This is a genomic window from Paenibacillus sp. FSL H8-0315, from assembly GCF_038005365.1.
Taxonomy (GTDB): domain Bacteria; phylum Bacillota; class Bacilli; order Paenibacillales; family Paenibacillaceae; genus Paenibacillus_AQ; species Paenibacillus_AQ odorifer.
Window position 1 is genome coordinate 3,323,421 of sequence record NZ_JBBOTA010000001.1, and the last position, 21,955, is coordinate 3,345,375.

Annotated in this window: 11 protein-coding genes and 4 rRNA genes; 14 read left to right on the forward strand and 1 reads right to left on the reverse strand. The window is 46.5% G+C overall.

Features of this window, described 5'->3' with window-relative positions:
• Positions 1–20 precede the first annotated feature (20 nt).
• The gene (gyrB, locus tag MHB56_RS14475; RefSeq protein WP_036677726.1) at positions 21–1,931 is read left to right on the forward strand and encodes a DNA topoisomerase (ATP-hydrolyzing) subunit B; all 1,911 of its coding nucleotides are present in this window, start codon (positions 21–23) and stop codon (positions 1,929–1,931) included.
• Between the two features lie 80 nt (positions 1,932–2,011).
• Here gyrB and MHB56_RS14480 read toward each other — a convergent pair whose 3' ends face one another.
• A complete protein-coding gene (locus MHB56_RS14480; protein ID WP_076282221.1) occupies positions 2,012–2,887 on the reverse strand; it encodes a YheC/YheD family protein in 876 nt (291 codons plus the stop codon).
• A 356-nt stretch (positions 2,888–3,243) separates the two neighbouring features.
• On the opposite strand from MHB56_RS14480, the gene gyrA reads away from it, so the two are divergent.
• From gyrA to MHB56_RS14545, 13 genes are all read left to right on the forward strand, one after another.
• Entirely contained in the window at positions 3,244–5,808 is a 2,565-nt protein-coding gene (gyrA, locus tag MHB56_RS14485) for a DNA gyrase subunit A (protein WP_076191454.1), read from the forward strand.
• A 256-nt stretch (positions 5,809–6,064) separates the two neighbouring features.
• Entirely contained in the window at positions 6,065–7,162 is a 1,098-nt protein-coding gene (locus tag MHB56_RS14490; RefSeq protein WP_076124333.1) for an HD-GYP domain-containing protein, read from the forward strand.
• 379 nt (positions 7,163–7,541) lie between these two features.
• Positions 7,542–9,096, forward strand: a 16S ribosomal RNA gene (locus MHB56_RS14495).
• Between the two features lie 232 nt (positions 9,097–9,328).
• Positions 9,329–12,254, forward strand: a 23S ribosomal RNA gene (locus MHB56_RS14500).
• 128 nt (positions 12,255–12,382) lie between these two features.
• Positions 12,383–12,499, forward strand: a 5S ribosomal RNA gene (rrf, locus tag MHB56_RS14505).
• Together the 16S, 23S and 5S rRNA genes form the textbook arrangement of a ribosomal RNA operon.
• A 154-nt stretch (positions 12,500–12,653) precedes the next feature.
• Complete coding sequence (locus tag MHB56_RS14510; protein ID WP_076195273.1) at positions 12,654–14,270, forward strand: ABC transporter substrate-binding protein; 1,617 nt, start codon at positions 12,654–12,656, stop codon at positions 14,268–14,270.
• On the forward strand, positions 14,267–15,256 hold the full coding sequence (locus MHB56_RS14515) for an ABC transporter permease (RefSeq protein WP_339170653.1): 990 nt from the start codon (positions 14,267–14,269) through the stop codon (positions 15,254–15,256). Before MHB56_RS14510 ends, MHB56_RS14515 begins: the two co-directional genes overlap by 4 nt.
• Positions 15,253–16,119: an ABC transporter permease gene (locus MHB56_RS14520; protein ID WP_139329994.1), complete on the forward strand. Its 867-nt coding sequence runs from the start codon at positions 15,253–15,255 to the stop codon at positions 16,117–16,119. Before MHB56_RS14515 ends, MHB56_RS14520 begins: the two co-directional genes overlap by 4 nt.
• Positions 16,119–16,883 (forward strand): ABC transporter ATP-binding protein, encoded by a 765-nt coding sequence (locus tag MHB56_RS14525; RefSeq protein WP_341143701.1) that lies wholly within the window; start codon positions 16,119–16,121, stop codon positions 16,881–16,883. The genes MHB56_RS14520 and MHB56_RS14525 overlap by 1 nt, the downstream gene beginning before the upstream one ends.
• Positions 16,874–17,623, forward strand: a complete 750-nt coding sequence (locus MHB56_RS14530; protein WP_341143702.1) for an ABC transporter ATP-binding protein — start codon at positions 16,874–16,876, stop codon at positions 17,621–17,623. Before MHB56_RS14525 ends, MHB56_RS14530 begins: the two co-directional genes overlap by 10 nt.
• Before the next feature lie 21 nt (positions 17,624–17,644).
• The gene (locus MHB56_RS14535; RefSeq protein WP_341143703.1) at positions 17,645–18,703 is read left to right on the forward strand and encodes an aminotransferase class V-fold PLP-dependent enzyme; all 1,059 of its coding nucleotides are present in this window, start codon (positions 17,645–17,647) and stop codon (positions 18,701–18,703) included.
• Between the two features lie 2 nt (positions 18,704–18,705).
• On the forward strand, positions 18,706–19,857 hold the full coding sequence (locus MHB56_RS14540) for an amidohydrolase family protein (protein ID WP_341143704.1): 1,152 nt from the start codon (positions 18,706–18,708) through the stop codon (positions 19,855–19,857).
• Positions 19,858–20,281: 424 nt separating this feature from the next.
• Positions 20,282–21,839, forward strand: a 16S ribosomal RNA gene (locus MHB56_RS14545).
• The last annotated feature ends 116 nt before the right edge of the window (positions 21,840–21,955 follow it).

The window sequence follows — 21,955 nt, forward strand, 5'->3', positions numbered from 1 at the left end:
AGAAAGAAGTAGGTGAAGGCATGTCAATGAATCAACCGACATATGATGAGAGCCAGATTCAGGTACTGGAAGGGCTGGAAGCGGTTCGGAAACGTCCGGGCATGTATATTGGTTCGACTAGTTCTAAAGGTCTCCATCACTTGGTATGGGAGGTCGTCGATAATAGTATCGATGAGGCACTCGCAGGTTATTGTGACCGGATTCAAGTGATTATACATGAGGATAACGCGATCACTGTTATCGATAATGGACGTGGCATACCTGTAGGTGAGAATGTAAAGCTTAAGAAGTCGACGCTTGAAGTCGTAATGACCGTGCTGCATGCAGGCGGTAAATTCGGCGGTGGCGGATATAAAGTTTCCGGTGGTTTGCATGGCGTGGGTATCTCTGTAGTGAATGCCTTGTCTGAAAAGGTCCTTGTTAAGGTCAAACGTGACGGTCATATCTACCAACAGGAATATAGACGTGGTGCACCGCAGTATGACATCAAAATCGTTGGCGATTCAGATGAGACAGGAACGACTACAACCTTTCATCCGGATCCTGAAATATTTACGGAAACCACAGTTTTTGAATATTCGACACTGCTTACTCGTATTCGGGAGTTGGCTTTTCTTAACAAAGGAATCGAGCTTTCACTTCATGATGAGCGGACGGATGTCACCAACGTGTTCAAATACGAGGGTGGTATCGTTGAATATGTGAAATATTTGAATGAGAAAAAAGAAGCACTACATGAGGATCCGATCTACGTGGAAGGCTCACGCGATATGATCCAAGTTGAAGTGGCTCTCCAATATAACGATTCGTATACTGAGAACATCTACTCTTTTGCGAATAATATTAATACGCATGAGGGCGGAACGCATGAATCCGGCTTTAAAAGTGCGCTGACCCGTATCATCAACGATTATGCTCGTAAAGCGGGAGTACTGAAGGATAGCAATTCGAATCTGACTGGTGATGACGTGCGTGAAGGATTGACAGCCATTATTTCTGTCAAAATTCCAGATCCACAATTCGAAGGTCAAACGAAAACTAAGCTCGGAAATAGTGAAGTGCGGGGTATCGTAGAATCACTGTTCGGAGAGAAATTACAAGAGTTCCTGGAAGAAAACCCAGCAGTGTCACGTCGCGTTCTTGAGAAATCACTTTCCGCTTCGCGCGCGCGAGAAGCTGCTCGTAAGGCACGTGAGTTAACCCGTCGGAAGAGTGCGCTTGAAGTCAGTGCTCTGCCTGGTAAACTCGCCGACTGTTCATCCAAGGATGCCTCGATCAGCGAACTATACATCGTCGAAGGTGACTCAGCGGGTGGATCGGCTAAGCAAGGACGGGATCGCCATTTCCAAGCGATTCTACCGTTGCGTGGTAAGATCCTAAACGTTGAAAAAGCTCGCCTTGACCGTATTTTATCTAACGCCGAGATCCGCGCCATCATTACGGCTTTGGGCACAGGGATCAGCGATGACTTTGACTTATCGAAGGCTCGCTACCATAAAGTCGTTATTATGACCGATGCCGACGTCGATGGAGCCCATATTAGAACGCTATTATTAACGTTCTTCTATCGTTACATGCGGAAGCTAGTAGACGCGGGTTATATCTATATTGCACAGCCTCCTCTCTTTAAGATTGAGCGCAATAAGGTTATCCGCTACGCAGGCAGCGAGAAGGAACGCGATGATATTATCGCTTCTTTTGGAGAAAATGCTAAGGTTAACGTCCAACGTTACAAAGGTTTGGGAGAGATGAATGCAACCCAACTTTGGGACACAACGATGGACCCTGAGACCCGTATGATGCTCCAGGTTACGATTGAAGATGCGATGCTGGCAGATAGTATTTTTGATACACTTATGGGTGACAATGTTGAACCAAGACGTGACTTTATCCATGAGCATGCCAAGAACGTTAGATACCTTGATGTGTAAGAACAATATTTAATACAACCTCCGGCTTCTATTCCTAACGGAATGAGAACGCTGGAGGTTCTTTGATTTCAAGCTTTTTTTTAGGCTCTTGTGGATTGTTTATTGCGGGTCGAATAAGGGGATTTTCTTGCTTTTACACGTCCATAGGCTACGGCATAGCGATGTATTTTACGATAGATTGATTTATCAGGAAATAATTTGAATACAGCAATGGACGGAAGAGTGTTGACTTCCAGAAGCCACATATCCAGATGTTGATCCATGGCAATATCCAGACCAATCTCTTTGATTCCTGGATAGGCAGATTGAAGCTGTGTCGCGATTTGTATACCCAAAGCTTTTAAGTGATTGATCGTAACTAGGACTTCAGAGGGCGGCATATAATTTTTTAGTAGAGTACTTACGGAAAGGATACTGCCTCCACTGTGATAATTGGTGACGATTTTTTGAGGGGCAGCTACTCTTCCAAGCATTCCTGTTGTTTCCCATACTCCTGATGGAGTCTTTTGGGTAAGAACCCGAAGATCAAAAGGGCGGTCTTGATGACGCAGAAGGTCAATCCCTTTTTGAATCAAATAGGTTCGATTCTGAATTCGTTTCTGTAAGTTCTCATACAGCTCTTCTGGTGAGAAAAACACTTCCGCAGTCTTCCCATATCTTAAAATATACAAGATCTGTTCTTCAGGCTCTTCTTTATTAACGTTATCGAGGTCGGTACCGTGTTCAGCTTTCTGTTTGCTAGTGCTAAGAGTTACAGTACGCTGCTCAGCTCTCATTACACCGATACCATAACTTCCTCGATCTGGCTTAATATAGACCATTGTATATAACGCAAGCATCTCCTTAAGAGCATTGACATCGAATTTACGGGTATCAGGCACATATTGCAATAGAGAGTGATTTTGAAGGATGACTTTCGTTTTAGCCCATTTGCTTGGGACGCGTTGAATCTTCATTATCTTCCTCCTTATGAGTTTTGTGCAGGAATAGGTCCTTTGGGTTCCTTGTTGTAAAAAATGCAGTGGCAGCATAATCTTTGACAGCTGAAAATCAGGACAAGCTACCTAAACAATGGTATAATATAAGGATATGGGGTTATGCCTTATCGAACGATATTAGGATAATAAAACCGTGTTTCTTGTCTTTACAGTCTATGTAGTAAAGATATTTGCGGAAAGGGCAAATACCCTGATAAGCGCAAAAAGAAATCAATATTAGAAGATAAAAGGCTATCATGTTTAATTGTGCTACTTTTGTGAAAGTAATATAATTAAGGGTAGCGGTTTTTTAACTGAAGGAGGTCCAGCAACTCATGGCTGAACAAAATAACCCACAAGTCAAAGATCGGGACATTGGCGTGGAAATGCGTGAATCCTTTATGGATTACGCAATGAGCATCATTGTTAGCCGGGCTTTGCCAGATGTGCGGGACGGACTCAAGCCGGTTCACCGACGCATTTTGTTTGCGATGTCGGAGCTTGGAATGTCTGCGGATAAGCCTCATAAGAAATCTGCAAGAATCGTCGGTGAGGTTATCGGTAAGTACCACCCTCACGGTGACTCAGCTGTCTATGAAACAATGGTACGGATGGCTCAGGATTTCTCGATGCGCTATATGCTTGTAGACGGTCACGGGAACTTTGGTTCGATTGATGGTGATATGGCCGCGGCGATGCGGTACACAGAAGCCCGTCTCTCCAAGATTGCAGGCGAAATGCTTCGTGATTTGAACAAAGAGACAGTTGACTTCGCACCCAACTATGATGGTGAAGAGAATGAGCCGGTTGTATTGCCAGCCCGTTATCCGAATCTGCTCGTAAATGGGGTATCTGGTATTGCTGTAGGTATGGCTACTAATATTCCACCGCATAACCTTGGTGAAGTTATCGATGGTGTGCAGGCGATGATTAAGAATCCTGATATCACGCCAATGGAATTGATGGAGTTTATCCAAGGTCCGGATTTCCCTACGGCTGGATATATTTTGGGTCGTGAGGGCATTCGTCAGGCTTATCGTACGGGGCGTGGTTCAGTAACCATGCGTGCGAAGGCAACGATCGAAGAGAACAACGGCAAGGCTCGCATCATTGTGCATGAGCTTCCATACCAGGTTAACAAAGCAAGATTGGTTGAAAAAATCGCAGAATTAGTACGTGAGAAACGGATCGAAGGTATAACGGATCTTCGAGATGAGTCTGACCGTAACGGTATGCGTGTAGTTGTTGAGATGAGACGCGATGTTAATCCAAATGTAGTATTAAACAATCTATATAAACATACTTCTATGCAATCCACATTTGGGATCAACATGCTTGCCATCGTAAATAATGAGCCGAAAATTCTTAATCTGCGTGATGTACTTTATCATTATTTGCAGCACCAGATTGAAGTTATTCGTCGTCGTACTATATTTGATCTTAAAAAAGCTGAAGCACGCGCTCATATCTTAGAAGGTCTGCGCATTGCGCTTGATCATCTGGATGAAGTGATTGCGTTAATCCGTGCTTCACGGACAACTGATATAGCCCGCGAAGGATTAATGAGCACCTTTAGCCTCAGTTTAGAGCAGGCTCAGGCTATCCTCGATATGCGGATGCAACGTCTGACCGGTCTGGAACGGGAAAAGATCGAGAATGAATATAACGAATTGATCGTTAAAATTGCAGAGTACCGTGAAATTCTGGCTAACGAGCATCTTGTACTGGAAATCATCAGCAACGAGCTGCAGGATATCCGCGATAGATATTCTGATGAACGCCGGACAGAGATTACGGTTGGTGAAGAAAGTATCCTGGATGAAGACCTTATTCCACGTGAAGAGGTTGTTATCACTATTACACATACAGGATATATCAAACGTCTACCTGTCAGCACCTACCGCAGTCAGAAGCGCGGAGGTCGCGGAGTCATGGGGATGGACACCAAGGACCAGGATTTCGTGGAGCATCTCTTCGTGAGTAACTCTCATAACTATCTGATGTTCTTTACCGATAAGGGTAAAGTTTACCGGATTAAAGCTTATGAGATCCCAGAATTGGGCCGTACAGCCCGGGGGACGCCAATCATCAACCTGATTCAAATCGAACAAGGTGAGAAGATTAGTGCGGTAATCCAAGTGGAAGATGGCGATAGCGACAAATATTTATTCTTTGCTACCCGCGAGGGTATCGTGAAGAAGACGCCTCTTGGGGATTATAACAACATTCGTAAAGGCGGTCTTATTGCTATTAATCTTCGTGAAGAAGATTCCCTAATCGAGGTTAAGCTGACTGATGGACAGCAAAATCTCATTATCGGTACAGCTCGCGGAATGTCGATTACGTTCTCAGAGAATGATGTGCGTTCTATGGGACGTAGCGCGACTGGCGTTAAGGGCATTACGCTTGACGGTAATGACCATGTCATTGGTATGGACTGTGTCGATAAGGAGCTTGAGGTTCTGATTGTTACTACCAAGGGCTATGGTAAACGCACACCAGCCGGTGATTATCGTTCCCAGACTCGTGGCGGTAAAGGGATCAAGACCATTAACCTCACCGATAAGAATGGTCCTGTAGTGGGTCTTAAGGTCGTTAAGAAGGATGAAGACTTAATGATCATTACGACTAGCGGTACCCTGATTCGTACCAGCATGGATGGAATTTCTACTATGGGCCGTTATGCTCAAGGGGTTAAGCTGATTAACATCCGTGAGGATGACGCAGTAGCTACCCTGTGTAGAGCTGACAAGAACGAAGAGGATGAATCTGAGGAAGTGGAAGGTCTGGAAGGCTTGGAAGGGCAAGAAGGCCTGGATGGGCAAGATACAGTCGAGGAATCTGGCAATATTGATCAGCCTGAGATCCTGACTGAGGACGAAGACACTGACTTAGAATAGGTTGAATTCAAAAAAGAGCAAGGGCTTCTTTTACAGAAGTTCTTGCTCTTTTTGTTGCTATTTGAATGACCGATGCTTATAAAAATAAAATAAATATTTTGAAAGAATAGTTTTCACTGCACTAGTGTCTTCCATTTATCCGTACTATAATTAGCCAATAGAATCCTATAAAGTACTAATTTCTCAGAAATTATCTGTCTTATCAATGTGAGGTAATGCTGGGTGTACGGCTTATAGAAATTAAGGGGCTGAGTATATGCCAAATATATTGGTTGGAGAAGTTAAAGCAGGCTCAAAGATAATAAAGGATGTAATTACACCTTTAGGGGGGACTTTATTCACTAAGGGAAAAATATTGCTCCCTCGTGATCTAGATATTTTACAGGCTTTTTTGATTGGGCAAGTGGAAATCGAAGGTGACCAAGGTGAGGCGAGTTCGGATGGAGCCAAAACAACAGCTAAGCAAGCTTCCCCTAAAGCTGGAGCCATTATCAACGAATCGATGTTGGCCAAGACTAATTCTCCTCTACATGATGAATACGATAAAATGCTCACTCTTATTAAGAACAGCTATCGATCGGTAACGGCAGCTTCACTTCCTATTTTTGAGCTTCGCAGTCAGTTAGAGACATTAATAGGTTATTTGAAGGATTATCATGTCTTGAAGTTTACACCGCGCACTTTAAAATATGAGGATTACAACTATCACAATGCTGTGTTGTCCGCGTTGACCTCCTATAAAATCGCTCAGTGGTGTGGGTACCCACAAAAGGATTGGATGCAGATTGCTTTTGCAGGACTATTACATGATATCGGTAATGCTAAAGTAGACAGCTCACTTTTACAGAAACCGGAGTCACTTAACAATAGTGAAATAGAAGAGGTTCGCCGACACACTACATATGGTTATCAATTATTACGCAATGTTACAGCGATTAATGAAGGGGTAAGACTTGCCGCCTTGCAGCATCATGAGAAGATTGATGGCTCTGGTTATCCATTGAAGCTGGACGGCAGTCAGATTCATTTCTACGCTAAAGTAGTCGCAGTAGCAGATATATTCCATGCTATGACCTTAGAAAGAGCCTACAGAAGAGCACAGTCTCCTTATTTGGTATTAGAGCAGATTCTGACAGAAAGCTTCGGTAAGCTTGACCCAGTGATTGTGCAGACGTTTATACAGAAGAGTACTGATCTCTTTAATGGCACTAGAATCAAATTAAGTGATGGCCGTCATGGGGAGATTATCTTCACAGATCGCGCAAACCCTACACGTCCGATGGTTAAGATAGAGGAAACAATAGTTAATTTGATGTTGGAACGTGAATTGTATATTCAAGAAATCATTGCTTAGGGCGTAGGTACAAAGGAATAAGGCTGTGCTAGCCATTATATATTGCAGTATTGAGGCTTTTGGCAGCACAGTCTCTCATTTATCTAGTATATTTCAAAAAAACTCTTGCAATGCAACTCCATACATGATATATTCTAAGTCCGGCCAAGAAGTACACATGCCGAGCTCGAAAAAGAAGTTGAAAAAAGAGCTTGACATTAAATAGCCGAACATGATATAGTATAAGAGTTGCTGCTGAGACATTAAACGGCGCCAACGAGAACTTGATCTTTGAAAACTGAACAACGAGTGAGTAGGGAATCACGTAAGTGAAATCCAAATTAGAGAATTAATTTTCTCGTCAGATGTTTCAAAATGAGCATATCGCTCTTTTCAATACTAATTGGAGAGTTTGATCCTGGCTCAGGACGAACGCTGGCGGCGTGCCTAATACATGCAAGTCGAGCGGAGTTATTTTGAAAGCTTGCTTTCAAAATAACTTAGCGGCGGACGGGTGAGTAACACGTAGGCAACCTGCCCTTCAGACTGGGATAACTACCGGAAACGGTAGCTAATACCGGATAATTTCTTTTTTCTCCTGAGAGAAGAATGAAAGACGGAGCAATCTGTCACTGAGGGATGGCCTGCGGCGCATTAGCTAGTTGGTGGGGTAACGACCACCAAGGCGACGATGCGTAGCCGACCTGAGAGGGTGAACTACCACACTGGGACTGAGACACTACCAGACTCCTACGGGAGGCAGCAGTAGGGAATCTTCCGCAATGGGCGAAAGCCTGACGGAGCAACGCCGCGTGAGTGATGAAGGTTTTCGGATCGTAAAGCTCTGTTGCCAGGGAAGAACGTCCGGTAGAGTAACTGTTACCGGAGTGACGGTACCTGAGAAGAAAGCCCCGGCTAACTACGTGCCAGCAGCCGCGGTAATACGTAGGGGGCAAGCGTTGTCCGGAATTATTGGGCGTAAAGCGCGCGCAGGCGGCTATTTAAGTCTGGTGTTTAAACCTTGGGCTCAACCTGAGGTCGCACTGGAAACTGGGTGGCTTGAGTACAGAAGAGGAAAGTGGAATTCCACGTGTAGCGGTGAAATGCGTAGATATGTGGAGGAACACCAGTGGCGAAGGCGACTTTCTGGGCTGTAACTGACGCTGAGGCGCGAAAGCGTGGGGAGCAAACAGGATTAGATACCCTGGTAGTCCACGCCGTAAACGATGAGTGCTAGGTGTTAGGGGTTTCGATACCCTTGGTGCCGAAGTTAACACAGTAAGCACTCCGCCTGGGGAGTACGGTCGCAAGACTGAAACTCAAAGGAATTGACGGGGACCCGCACAAGCAGTGGAGTATGTGGTTTAATTCGAAGCAACGCGAAGAACCTTACCAGGTCTTGACATCCCTCTGAATCCACTAGAGATAGTGGCGGCCTTCGGGACAGAGGAGACAGGTGGTGCATGGTTGTCGTCAGCTCGTGTCGTGAGATGTTGGGTTAAGTCCCGCAACGAGCGCAACCCTTAACTTTAGTTGCCAGCAAGTAATGTTGGGCACTCTAGAGTGACTGCCGGTGACAAACCGGAGGAAGGTGGGGATGACGTCAAATCATCATGCCCCTTATGACCTGGGCTACACACGTACTACAATGGCCGGTACAACGGGAAGCGAAGCCGCGAGGTGGAGCCAATCCCATCAAAGCCGGTCTCAGTTCGGATTGCAGGCTGCAACTCGCCTGCATGAAGTCGGAATTGCTAGTAATCGCGGATCAGCATGCCGCGGTGAATACGTTCCCGGGTCTTGTACACACCGCCCGTCACACCACGAGAGTTTACAACACCCGAAGTCGGTGGGGTAACCCGCAAGGGAGCCAGCCGCCGAAGGTGGGGTAGATGATTGGGGTGAAGTCGTAACAAGGTAGCCGTATCGGAAGGTGCGGCTGGATCACCTCCTTTCTATGGAGAATCGTTCTCTGCAATGAGAACATTCAAATCGGAAGCTCAGCTTCCAAAACTCAGGTTTAGTACTGTTACTCACTCGTTGCTCAGTTTTGAGAGTTTAAGCTCTCAAGCAAGACTTGATCCTTGAAAACTGGATACCGAAACGAATTTGCGTTTTAGAACATCTTTTAGCAACTTGTGCAAACAAGTAAATGTTATTAGTGAGATTTTTCTTCGGAAGAATCAAGGTTAAGCTAATAAGAGCACACGGAGGATGCCTAGGCGCCAGGAGCCGACGAAGGACGTGGCGAACAACGAAACTGCCTCGGGGAGCTGTAAGCAAGCTTTGATCCGGGGGTGTCCGAATGGGGAAACCCAGCTGTGGTAATTCGCAGTTACTCATTTCTGAATACATAGGAAATGTAGAGGCAGACCAGGGGAACTGAAACATCTAAGTACCCTGAGGAAGAGAAAACAATAGTGATTCCGTCAGTAGCGGCGAGCGAACGCGGAACAGCCTAAACCTAAGAGCTTGCTCTTAGGGGTTGTGGGACGTCTCACATGGAGTTACAAAGGAATATGGTAGGTGAAGAGGTCTGGAAAGGCCGCGATAGAGGTAAAAGCCCTGTAACCTAAACTGCATTCTCTCCGAGACGGATCCCGAGTAGTGCGGGGCACGTGAAACCCCGTATGAATCCAGCAGGACCATCTGCTAAGGCTAAATACTACCTGGCGACCGATAGTGAAACAGTACCGTGAGGGAAAGGTGAAAAGCACCCCGGAAGGGGAGTGAAATAGAACCTGAAACCGTGTGCTTACAAAAAGTCAGAGCCCTATTAATGGGTGATGGCGTGCCTTTTGTAGAATGAACCGGCGAGTTACGTTTAACATGCAAGGTTAAGCCGAGAAGGTGGAGCCGCAGCGAAAGCGAGTCTGAATAGGGCGAATTAGTATGTGGACGTAGACCCGAAACCGTGTGATCTACCCCTGTCCAGGGTGAAGGTGCGGTAACACGCACTGGAGGCTCGAACCCACGTACGTTGAAAAGTGCGGGGATGAGGTGGGGGTAGCGGAGAAATTCCAATCGAACTCGGAGATAGCTGGTTCTCCCCGAAATAGCTTTAGGGCTAGCCTCGGTATAAGAGTAGTGGAGGTAGAGCACTGATTGGGTGCGGGGTCCGCAAGGATTACCAAGCTCAGTCAAACTCCGAATGCCATATACTTATTGCCGGGAGTCAGACAGTGAGTGCTAAGATCCATTGTCAAAAGGGAAACAGCCCAGACCATCAGCTAAGGTCCCCAAGTGTGTGTTAAGTGGGAAAGGATGTGGAGTTGCACAGACAACCAGGATGTTGGCTTAGAAGCAGCCACCATTGAAAGAGTGCGTAATAGCTCACTGGTCGAGTGACTCTGCGCCGAAAATGTAACGGGGCTAAACACACCACCGAAGCTATGGCTAGATACGTATGTATCTGGGGTAGGGGAGCGTTGTGTAGGGGTTGAAGGTGTACTGAAAAGAGCGCTGGACACTACACAAGTGAGAATGCCGGTATGAGTAACGAAAAGATCAGTGAGAATCTGATCCGCCGAAAGCCCAAGGTTTCCTGAGGAAGGCTCGTCCGCTCAGGGTAAGTCGGGACCTAAGGCGGCCGAAAGGCGTAGTCGAAGGACAACAGTTTGAAATTACTGTACCACCGTAATCCGCTATGAGCGATGGGGTGACGCAGGAGGGTAGTGACGCGGACTGATGGATGTCCGTCTAAGCAGTGAGGCTGATGTGTAGGCAAATCCGCACATCGATAAGGCTGGGCTGTGATGGGGAGCGAAAATTGTAGTAGCGAAGGTCATGATCTCACACTGCCAAGAAAAGCCTCTAGCCAGGAGAAGGTGCCCGTACCGCAAACCGACACAGGTAGGCGAGAAGAGAATTCTAAGGCGCGCGGAAGAACTCTCGTTAAGGAACTCGGCAAAATGACCCCGTAACTTCGGGAGAAGGGGTGCCCCGGTAGTGTGAATAGCACGAGGGGACTCGCAGTGAAAAGGCCCAAGCGACTGTTTAGCAAAAACACAGGTCTGTGCGAAGCCGCAAGGCGAAGTATACGGGCTGACGCCTGCCCGGTGCTGGAAGGTTAAGGGGAGTGGTTAGGGGTAACCCGAAGCTATGAACCGAAGCCCCAGTAAACGGCGTACCGTAACTATAACGGTCCTAAGGTAGCGAAATTCCTTGTCAGGTAAATTCTGACCCGCACGAATGGCGTAACGACTTGGGCGCTGTCTCAACGAGAGATCCGGTGAAATTTTAATACCTGTGAAGATGCAGGTTACCCGCGACAAGACGGAAAGACCCCATGGAGCTTTACTGCAGCTTGATATTGAATTTGGGTACGATCTGTACAGGATAGGTGGGAGCCGTAGAAATCGGAGCGCAAGCTTCGGTGGAGGCGCCGTTGGGATACCACCCTGATCGTATCTAGGTTCTAACCTAGTGCCCTTACCGGGTACGGGGACCGTGTCAGGCGGGCAGTTTGACTGGGGCGGTCGCCTCCTAAAGAGTAACGGAGGCGTTCCAAGGTTCCCTCAGAATGGTTGGAAATCATTCGCAGAGTGCAAAGGCATAAGGGAGCTTGACTGCGAGACCTACAAGTCGAGCAGGGACGAAAGTCGGACTTAGTGATCCGGTGGTACCGCATGGAAGGTACCATCGCTCAACGGATAAAAGCTACCCTGGGGATAACAGGCTTATCTCCCCCAAGAGTCCACATCGACGGGGAGGTTTGGCACCTCGATGTCGGCTCATCGCATCCTGGGGCTGAAGTAGGTCCCAAGGGTTGGGCTGTTCGCCCATTAAAGCGGTACGCGAGCTGGGTTCAGAACGTCGTGAGACAGTTCGGTCCCTATCTGTCGTGGGCGCAGGAAATTTGAGAGGAGCTGTCCTTAGTACGAGAGGACCGGGATGGACGTACCGCTGGTGCACCAGTTGTTCCGCCAGGAGCATGGCTGGGTAGCTACGTACGGACGGGATAAGCGCTGAAAGCATCTAAGCGTGAAGCCCCCTCAAGATGAGATTTCCCAATTAGTAAGACCCCTTGAAGACGACGAGGTAGATAGGTTGGAGGTGGAAGTGCAGTAATGCATGGAGCTGACCAATACTAATCGGTCGAGGGCTTATCCTATACTTAGAATGCAAATTCGTTTCGGATTCAGTTTTCAGGCATCAAGCCTGTAACACGCTTAGAAATTCATTGTCACTTCTGGTGATGAACCGAATTTCACGCGGCAGCGTCTGTTTCACAGACGCATGTTTGGTGGCGATAGCGGAGGGGTTCCACGCGTACCCATCCCGAACACGACCGTTAAGCCCTCCAGCGCCGATGGTACTTGGACCGAAGGGTCCTGGGAGAGTAGGACGTTGCCAAGCACACAAGACCACTGTTGAGTAATCGACAGTGGTCTTTTTGTTATGTATATTTACTTAAGGATTGTTGCAAATTAAATTATGTTTGACAGACTAGAGTGTTTAACCCATAATACAATTCATACTAAACATATAAGAATTATAGGGGGAGCGAATTATGTCGTACTTTAGTGTATCTATTAAGAAACCGATTCTGTTGGGGGCAATAGCAGTTTTGCTATTGATGTTAATTGCAGGGTGCTCGGGGTCTAATAATAAGGCTGATTCAAATAAAGAGGCACAGGAAAGTGCGAGTCCGGCAACTCAAAGTCCTCAAACTGCAGAACCTGCAACGGGAGGGACTTTCGTCTATGGACGACCTGCTTCTGTAACTTCGCTGGATTTGCATAATCAGATTACGTCCAACAATGCTTTTGCAATCGACAAAGTTTTTGAATCATTAGTCGCTTTTGACAGCAAAGGTGAAATTGTAGATTGGCTTGCTAAGTCACATAATATCAGTGAAGATGGTCTGACGTATACATTCGAGCTTCGTGATGGGTTGAAGTTTTCCAATGGTACGGATGTGACCGCAGAAGATGCTGTATTCTCTCTTGAGCGGCACTTGAAGGTAGGCGGCCCGCTGGCAATATCCGCAAAAGTCGACACAATCAAAGCGCAAGATAACAAAACGCTTGTTATTACACTTAAAGAGCCTTATACACCATTTATCTCGGAGCTATCTAATTTCTCAAATGGTATCCTTCCTAACAATTTCGGCGGAGTATCAGAAGAAGAATTCTTCAAGAAACCGATCGGTACGGGACCTTTTGTTGTTGAAACATGGGACACTGCTGGTGATCTGACCTTCACTAAGAATACATTCTACTGGCAAGAAGGTAAACCCTATATTGATAAGCTCGTTTATAAGCTGATTGAAGATGACAGCCAAGCGATTAACCAACTGAAGGCTGGAGAAGTTAATGCTATTGAATCTTTGGCTCTGCAAAATGCCAATGAGATTAAAGATGGGGCTGACACTAAAGTAGTTACTAACGGTAGTTGGGTGACAGAGCAATTGTTCTTTAATACGTTGGATGAACATTTTTCTGATGTGCATGTCCGTCGCGCTCTGGCGCTGGCGCTTGATCGTGAGGGCTTGACCAAGGCGCTAACCTTTGGTTATGCACAAACAGCAAACTCATTGCTGCCAACAACGATCCCTTATAACGCAAATGATACAATCAAAGCACTGAACTTTAATATCGAAGCAGCCAAGGAGGAGCTTGCAAAATCTTCCTTCCCTAATGGCTTCACTACCAAATTACTTGTAGCATCCGGTAATAGCACAAGAGCTCAAGAGGCACAAATTATTCAGGCAGCGGGCCAAACGATCGGGATTAAGATTGAGATTGAATCGATTGAACTTGCCACTTTCCGTGAACGTTTCTTCGCATATGATTTTGCGGCAATGCTGAACAGTGGCCAAGCGGATTCCCCTGAAGCGAACTCAATTATTGCTTTCCAGACCGATCCGGAAGGCTTCAGCAAATCATATTGGACGCATTATACAAATGATGAAGTAACGAAGCTTCTATATGAGGGACAAAAAACTGCGGATGGCGATGAACGTGCACAAATCTATACTAAGCTGCTGCAGACCCTTGCTGATGAAGTTCCTTATATTCCGCTTTATTATCCAGATGTTTTAAAAGGTATTCGTTCTTCAGTTGACGGTCTCGTTGTTCTACCAAACGGCAGTGCCCGTTTCGAAGATGTCCGCATCAGCCAATGATGAATCTTAAGCAGGTGTTAAATCAACCGAAAGGAAGCAAGGGTTCTTACAACTGGCTTGTGATATCTCTTATAAAAGCATTGGCAGTGATCTTCTGCGTAATGATAGCAGTCTTTTTCATCATACGAATCGTGCCGGGAGATCCAGCAAAAATGATTTTGGGAGAATACAGCACCCCTGAGGCGCTCAAGAGTATGCATCATACTCTTGGGCTGGACCTCCCTTTATGGGAGCAATTCATCCGATTTGTGAAGACGCTGTTTACTCAAGGAGATACTGGAAACTCCATTATTATGGGGACATCAACAAGAGAGTTGATTACACAACGGGCCCCTGTTACTTTGCTGCTCATCGTGATGGCTTGTGTGTTGGCGATTTTTGTATCCCTTCTGCTCGCTATGGTAGCCGCTACGCATAAGGATAAACTGCTGGACCATTTGATACGTATTTTTCCTACAATTACTCTAGGTATGCCAATCTTCTGGGTTGGCTTACTTTTAATTTTGCTCTTTAGTGTCCGGCTTGGCTGGTTCCCTGTTGGGGGAGTAAGTGAAGGGTGGGTCGGAACCTTGCATAGTCTTGCACTTCCAGCAATCACTGTTGCTTTTTCACAGGTTCCTACGCTTGTTCGTTCATTAAGAGCGCAGATGCTTGAAGTGTTAGAATCGGATTTTGTAGTCACCCTTAAGGCTGCGGGCATACCAAACAGGGTTATTTTATTTAAACATGTGCTGCGCAACTCTGCTCTTCCTACGTTAATGCTGCTGGGTGTGAATATTTCTTATTTAATCGGAGGCACCTTGGTCGTTGAGCAGGTATTTGGAATTAAGGGAATTGGCAGCTTATTGTTCACTTCAATTTCGAAACGGGACTTTCCGGTTATTCAAGGAATAGCACTTTACTGTGCGCTATCTGTTGTGATCATCAGTCTCTTGATTGAAATCATTTCCTGGTGGCTTGATCCCAGAACGAAAGGAAAACAATGAAAACTATAAGACTAGACTCGCGATTGTATGAAGACGGTAAGATAACAAGCGGCTTAAAGCGAATATGGAATACCCCATCACTTCTAGTGGGAATTATTATGTTTGCAGCTCTTATTCTCTTGACTGTGTTTATACCTTATATAAGTCCTTATGACCCCTCTGAGCAAAATTTGAGTGCCTTTTTACAGCCTCCGTCAGCCGAACATTGGTTGGGAACTGATCAATTAGGGCGTGATTTGTTTACTAGACTGATCTATGCAGCGAGGACTGATTTGAAAATCATGGTCTTGGCAGAAATCATTCCCTTTTGCACAGGTGTATTTCTAGGAATGCTGGCAGGATATTACGGCAAATGGATCGATACAGTTATTACACTGTTGTCAGATACATTCATCGCCTTTCCTTTTTATCTGATCGTTATTATCGTGGCTTTTGCAAGTGGAGCAGGAGAACGAGGCATTTATATTACTTTTATTTTTGTAGGATGGATTGTCTTTGCCCGTGTCGTGAGAGGTCTTAGTGCTTCTTTTCGTAATCAGGAATGGGTGGCGTCCGCTCAAACCTTAGGGCTACCAGGAGTGAAAATTATTTTGCGTCATCTCCTGCCGAATGTACTTCCGCAAGCCGTGGTCGTCCTTATGACAGATATGATTGGATTGCTTGTTGCCATTGTTACGCTCGGGTATCTTGGTATCGGCATTACACCGCCAACTCCTGACTGGGGGACAATGATTTCAGATGGACAGCCCTTCATCACTACAGCTTGGTGGCTCTCGGCCGTTCCGGGATTTGCAGTGGTGTATACGGGGATAGCTTTGTCGCTCCTAGGTGATGGTTTGGCAGACATATGGAGGAAAAAATAATGTCTATACAACCCATTTTAGAAATAGAGGCGCTATCGCTGGCAGCTAAGTCAAATGAGAGATTGGTCAATAATGTTAGTTTTTCGCTGGGTAAAGGGGAGAGTCTGGGATTAGTAGGTGAATCGGGATCAGGAAAATCGCTTACGCTGCGTGCAATTTTAGGCTTGCTTCCAAATGGTGTTGAACAGACTGGTGGCACCATTAAAAGTGACGTAAGCAGTGCGATGGTATTTCAAGATCCAAGAGGTGCGCTTGATCCGCTCTGTACGGTTGTCAAACAACTGGCTGAAGTTGTGTATTACAGACAAAAAGTAAGCCGTATGACTTCGCGGGTAATTGCACTGGAACTGCTCGAAAGGCTTGGTCTCCCCGATTCATTGAAGAAAAAGGACCGGTATCCGAGTCAGCTGTCAGGCGGTCAGTGTCAACGGGTAGTCATCGCTCTGGCACTGGCGTGCAAGCCAGGCATACTTCTCTGTGATGAGCCGACAACGGCACTGGACGTCACGGTTCAACGGCAAATTATTGAGACGATCACGAGCCTCCAGCATGAGCTCAGTTTTGCCATGGTATTTGTTACGCATAACCTAGCGATTGCAGCAAACTTGTGTTCACGGCTATGTGTAATGAAACAGGGACAGATTGTTGAGCAGGGCAATACCCTTGATATTTTGCGAAATCCGAAACACGCTTACACACAGATGCTGATTGATTCGGTGCTTCCTTTGCCAGAGCTTGAAGGGAGTAGAGACTCATGGAATTAGCCTTGCAAATAAAAGATTTAACTGTTCATTATGGCGGCTTTACTGCACTGGATCGTATTAATCTGAATCTTGAGCAGCACACCACCCTTGGGCTTGTTGGAGAATCCGGATCAGGGAAATCTACGCTGGCGCGAGTAATTGCTGGACTGATTGCCCCAAATGAGGGACAGATTCTGTTGGGTACCCAAGAATTAAAAAAGAAAAGAAGCCGTGAGCAGCACAAAACAATCCAGATGATTTTCCAAAATCCAGATGCTTCGCTAAATCCTAAACATTCGATTAGGCAAATTCTTTCCGAGCCCTTATTGTTTCATAAAATAGTGGGGCGTACAGATGTTGAACAAAGATGCAAAGAGCTTTTGAATCAAGTTCATTTAGAACAAAAGGCGTTAGACAAATTCCCGCATGAATTTTCCGGCGGCCAGCGTCAACGGATAGCGATCGCTCGTGCATTAAGTGTTGAGCCAAACATCCTGATCGCGGATGAACCTACAAGTGCGTTAGATGTATCTGTGCAGCTTAGTGTGCTCGAACTGTTCAATACGCTGAAGGCTGAGCTTAATCTCACCATGCTTTTTATTTCTCATGATCTAGGAGTAATCAATGCAATTAGCGATACGGTAGCAGTTATGCGGCAAGGAAAGCTCGTGGAGCAGAGTCCGCGGGACCAATTCTTCATCCGTCCTAAACATGCATACAGTTATGAGATGTTGTCGGCGGTTCCAAAAATGCCAAAATAAAGTACATCAGGAGGTTTTTTTATGAACCGAGAACATAAAGGATACGTACCACTTTCACTGGCTGAGTACAATAAGCTAACACATTTAATTTCCAAAGTCTTGTTTACTGAGCACCCTCCAGTTATCATTCCGGCTGAGGCAATCCTTGGAATCGAGGCGGTAGCCGCCGGAATAGCTGCACCCGGTCGAACCATTGTAAATATAGTAACAGGTCCTTATGGAAGTTTATTTGGAAAATGGCTTGAGCGGGGTGGAGCAACGGTTGTTGAAGTAAAGGTTCCTTTTGATGAAGTGGTCACTAGCGACCAAGTTGCTTCCGCGATTAAGGAGTTTAAACCTTGTGCCCTTTCTTTTGTTCAAGCTGAAGTGGTTACTGGAGGCTCTAATCCTGCTAAAGAAATATTTGAAATTGCAAAAGAATTCAATCTAATTACTGTGTCGGACTCCGTATCTGCGGTTGGGGGAGAGGCCCTGCTGGTGGATCAATGGTCCGTTGATTTTGCAGTTATAGGTGCGCAAAAAGCCTTAGCTGGACCCAACGGTGTTAGTGCCGTAAGTATTTCTCCACGTGGCTGGGAATTTCTTGAGTCGAATGAAAATGCTCCACGCAATTCTATCTTATCCTTGCTGGATCTGAAACCATCACTGGGAGACGCCGCGCTATTGCGGGTTGCACCAAACATTCCTACGCTGGAGGCTAGAGCCTTGACTCAAGCTTTGACACGAATTGAAGAAGAAGGATTGGATCAAGTAATCAAACGCCATGAGCGAGCCGCAGCAGCTGCTGTAGCTGGTATTAAATCCTTGGGGCTTGAGCCTTGGCAAAAGGACAGCAGACATTATTCTACGCTGACTACAACGGTGCGGATTTCTGGAAAGCAAGAGTTGCGGATTGAGCAGCCTATAGGCATTGTGGCTCCCGGAGACGGAGAATTATTTGGCCATCTTCTACGGATCAACCATTTTGGAACGAATGCTGAGCGGCAAAGTGTGGAGAAGGCTATATCCACGCTTGCCGAACTGTTGAAACAAGACCCAGTTCAGGCATTAGCAGCTGTTCGGCTGGCATGGGGGGAATGAAGATGATTCATAAGCATCCAGAGCTGCAGACGTTCAATGATATTTTTATAGCAGGTATCGAAGGCAGACGTTTTGATGTCGTGATAAAGGATGGGCGTTTTTCATCCATTACTAAAGCGGAGCCGCATCAAGTAGAGTCAAATCTTGCAGGAACAGATCTGTGGCTAAGTCCGGGTATTATTGATCTACATACGCATTTAGCTTGGACAGATTTTGACCACTCTGATCAATTGAAGCGCGATGCCAACCAGATCGAAATTATGCAGGCACAAGCTTTTGAAGCTACTCTTAGAACGGGTGTAACGACTGCCCGTGATGCAGGTGGGATTCTGCCGAGCACAGTGCAGCATCTTGTTCAGCAATATCAGCATCCATTAAGAGTGCAGACCAGTAGCGATATGATTGGAGCAGCAGATGCCCGTGGTCTCAAGCATTTAGAACAACGCATGGCGGAAATCTTTGCTACAGGAGCGGGTTGGATAAAAATCATGGCCACAGGCGGGCTTGGAGCACCTACCGAGAAAGTTGTTGACCCGATCTTTTCCGAAGAAGAGTTCTCGTTCATTGTTCGTAATGCACATGCCCATGATAAGAAGGTACTGGTTCATACCTGGGGCGGAGTGACGATAGACTGGTCCATCCAGGCCGGCGTGGAATCAATAGAGCATGGGATGTTTCTAACTGAGGATCAGGCAGGAAGACTTGCTAACTCGAGGGTAGCGTTTGTACCCACCACATCAATTTATCGTATTGCTGCAGACCCAAAAGGCGTTCTAGCATTGAACCCGATCATTTGCGACCGAGCTGCCCGCGCTGCCGAATGTCATTCCAAGGCCATTCATTATGCAAAAAGAGAAGGCGTTCGTATTGGATTCGGTACAGATTATGCCACACCTGCACTACATGGCTATAACCTTCAAGAACTGGATACATTGATTGATTATGGCTTAACTCGGAGAGAAGCTTGGCAGGCTGCGACTAAAAGTGCTGCTGATATTCTGGGGAGCGGTAACGAGCTGGGACAAATTGCAGAAGGTTTTATTGCAGATGCTGTTGTTTTCAAAGTGGATCCATATGAAGCGCACAATGCGGAGGCACTTCGAAGCAATATCATTGCCGTAATTACTGGAGCGAAGGAAGCGGAATTAATCTAGAATCGTCTAAGCTTCTTCTAAAAAACAACTGTTATCTTCTGCAGTTGTTTTTTTACTTTCTAGATAATTAGATGATAAGGGGAGGTAGTTATTATAATACGATAATACATAGATGATGTTTTATGCTTTTGATTTTATATAAAAAAACTCTTGCAATGCATCTCCATACATGATATATTCTAAGTCCGGCCAAGAAGTACACATGCCGAGCTCGAAAAAGAAGTTAAAAAAAGAGCTTGACATTAAATAGCCGAACATGATATAGTATAAGAGTTGCTGCTGAGACATTAAACGGCGCCAACGAGAACTTGATCTTTGAAAACTGAACAACGAGTGAGTGGGAAATCACGTAAGTGAAATCCAAATTAGAGAATTAATTTTCTCGTCAGATGTTTCAAAATGAGCATATCGCTCTTTTCAATACTAATTGGAGAGTTTGATCCTGGCTCAGGACGAACGCTGGCGGCGTGCCTAATACATGCAAGTCGAGCGGAGTTATTTTGAAAGCTTGCTTTCAAAATAACTTAGCGGCGGACGGGTGAGTAACACGTAGGCAACCTGCCCTTCAGACTGGGATAACTACCGGAAACGGTAGCTAATACCGGATAATTTCTTTTTTCTCCTGAGAGAAGAATGAAAGACGGAGCAATCTGTCACTGAGGGATGGGCCTGCGGCGCATTAGCTAGTTGGTGGGGTAACGGCCCACCAAGGCGACGATGCGTAGCCGACCTGAGAGGGTGAACGGCCACACTGGGACTGAGACACGGCCCAGACTCCTACGGGAGGCAGCAGTAGGGAATCTTCCGCAATGGGCGAAAGCCTGACGGAGCAACGCCGCGTGAGTGATGAAGGTTTTCGGATCGTAAAGCTCTGTTGCCAGGGAAGAACGTCCGGTAGAGTAACTGCTACCGGAGTGACGGTACCTGAGAAGAAAGCCCCGGCTAACTACGTGCCAGCAGCCGCGGTAATACGTAGGGGGCAAGCGTTGTCCGGAATTATTGGGCGTAAAGCGCGCGCAGGCGGCTATTTAAGTCTGGTGTTTAAACCTTGGGCTCAACCTGAGGTCGCACTGGAAACTGGGTGGCTTGAGTACAGAAGAGGAAAGTGGAATTCCACGTGTAGCGGTGAAATGCGTAGATATGTGGAGGAACACCAGTGGCGAAGGCGACTTTCTGGGCTGTAACTGACGCTGAGGCGCGAAAGCGTGGGGAGCAAACAGGATTAGATACCCTGGTAGTCCACGCCGTAAACGATGAGTGCTAGGTGTTAGGGGTTTCGATACCCTTGGTGCCGAAGTTAACACAGTAAGCACTCCGCCTGGGGAGTACGGTCGCAAGACTGAAACTCAAAGGAATTGACGGGGACCCGCACAAGCAGTGGAGTATGTGGTTTAATTCGAAGCAACGCGAAGAACCTTACCAGGTCTTGACATCCCTCTGAATCTGCTAGAGATAGCAGCGGCCTTCGGGACAGAGGAGACAGGTGGTGCATGGTTGTCGTCAGCTCGTGTCGTGAGATGTTGGGTTAAGTCCCGCAACGAGCGCAACCCTTAACTTTAGTTGCCAGCAGGTAATGCTGGGCACTCTAGAGTGACTGCCGGTGACAAACCGGAGGAAGGTGGGGATGACGTCAAATCATCATGCCCCTTATGACCTGGGCTACACACGTACTACAATGGCCGGTACAACGGGAAGCGAAGCCGCGAGGTGGAGCCAATCCCATCAAAGCCGGTCTCAGTTCGGATTGCAGGCTGCAACTCGCCTGCATGAAGTCGGAATTGCTAGTAATCGCGGATCAGCATGCCGCGGTGAATACGTTCCCGGGTCTTGTACACACCGCCCGTCACACCACGAGAGTTTACAACACCCGAAGTCGGTGGGGTAACCCGCAAGGGAGCCAGCCGCCGAAGGTGGGGTAGATGATTGGGGTGAAGTCGTAACAAGGTAGCCGTATCGGAAGGTGCGGCTGGATCACCTCCTTTCTATGGAGAATCGTTCTCTGCAATGAGAACATTCAAATCGGAAGCTAAGCTTCCAAACTCAGGTTTAGGCCTGTTACTCACTCGTTGCTCAGTTTTGAGAGTTTAAGCTCTCAAGT

Bases quoted from the DNA above. Each gene is read 5' to 3' on its own strand.
- gyrB (WP_036677726.1), top strand. From the start codon at position 21: ATGTCAATGAATCAACCGACATATGATGAGAGCCAGATTCAGGTACTG.
- MHB56_RS14480 (WP_076282221.1), bottom strand. From the start codon at position 2,887: ATGAAGATTCAACGCGTCCCAAGCAAATGGGCTAAAACGAAAGTCATC.
- gyrA (WP_076191454.1), top strand. From the start codon at position 3,244: ATGGCTGAACAAAATAACCCACAAGTCAAAGATCGGGACATTGGCGTG.
- MHB56_RS14490 (WP_076124333.1), top strand. From the start codon at position 6,065: ATGCCAAATATATTGGTTGGAGAAGTTAAAGCAGGCTCAAAGATAATA.
- MHB56_RS14510 (WP_076195273.1), top strand. From the start codon at position 12,654: ATGTCGTACTTTAGTGTATCTATTAAGAAACCGATTCTGTTGGGGGCA.
- MHB56_RS14515 (WP_339170653.1), top strand. From the start codon at position 14,267: ATGATGAATCTTAAGCAGGTGTTAAATCAACCGAAAGGAAGCAAGGGT.
- MHB56_RS14520 (WP_139329994.1), top strand. From the start codon at position 15,253: ATGAAAACTATAAGACTAGACTCGCGATTGTATGAAGACGGTAAGATA.
- MHB56_RS14525 (WP_341143701.1), top strand. From the start codon at position 16,119: ATGTCTATACAACCCATTTTAGAAATAGAGGCGCTATCGCTGGCAGCT.
- MHB56_RS14530 (WP_341143702.1), top strand. From the start codon at position 16,874: ATGGAATTAGCCTTGCAAATAAAAGATTTAACTGTTCATTATGGCGGC.
- MHB56_RS14535 (WP_341143703.1), top strand. From the start codon at position 17,645: ATGAACCGAGAACATAAAGGATACGTACCACTTTCACTGGCTGAGTAC.
- MHB56_RS14540 (WP_341143704.1), top strand. From the start codon at position 18,706: ATGATTCATAAGCATCCAGAGCTGCAGACGTTCAATGATATTTTTATA.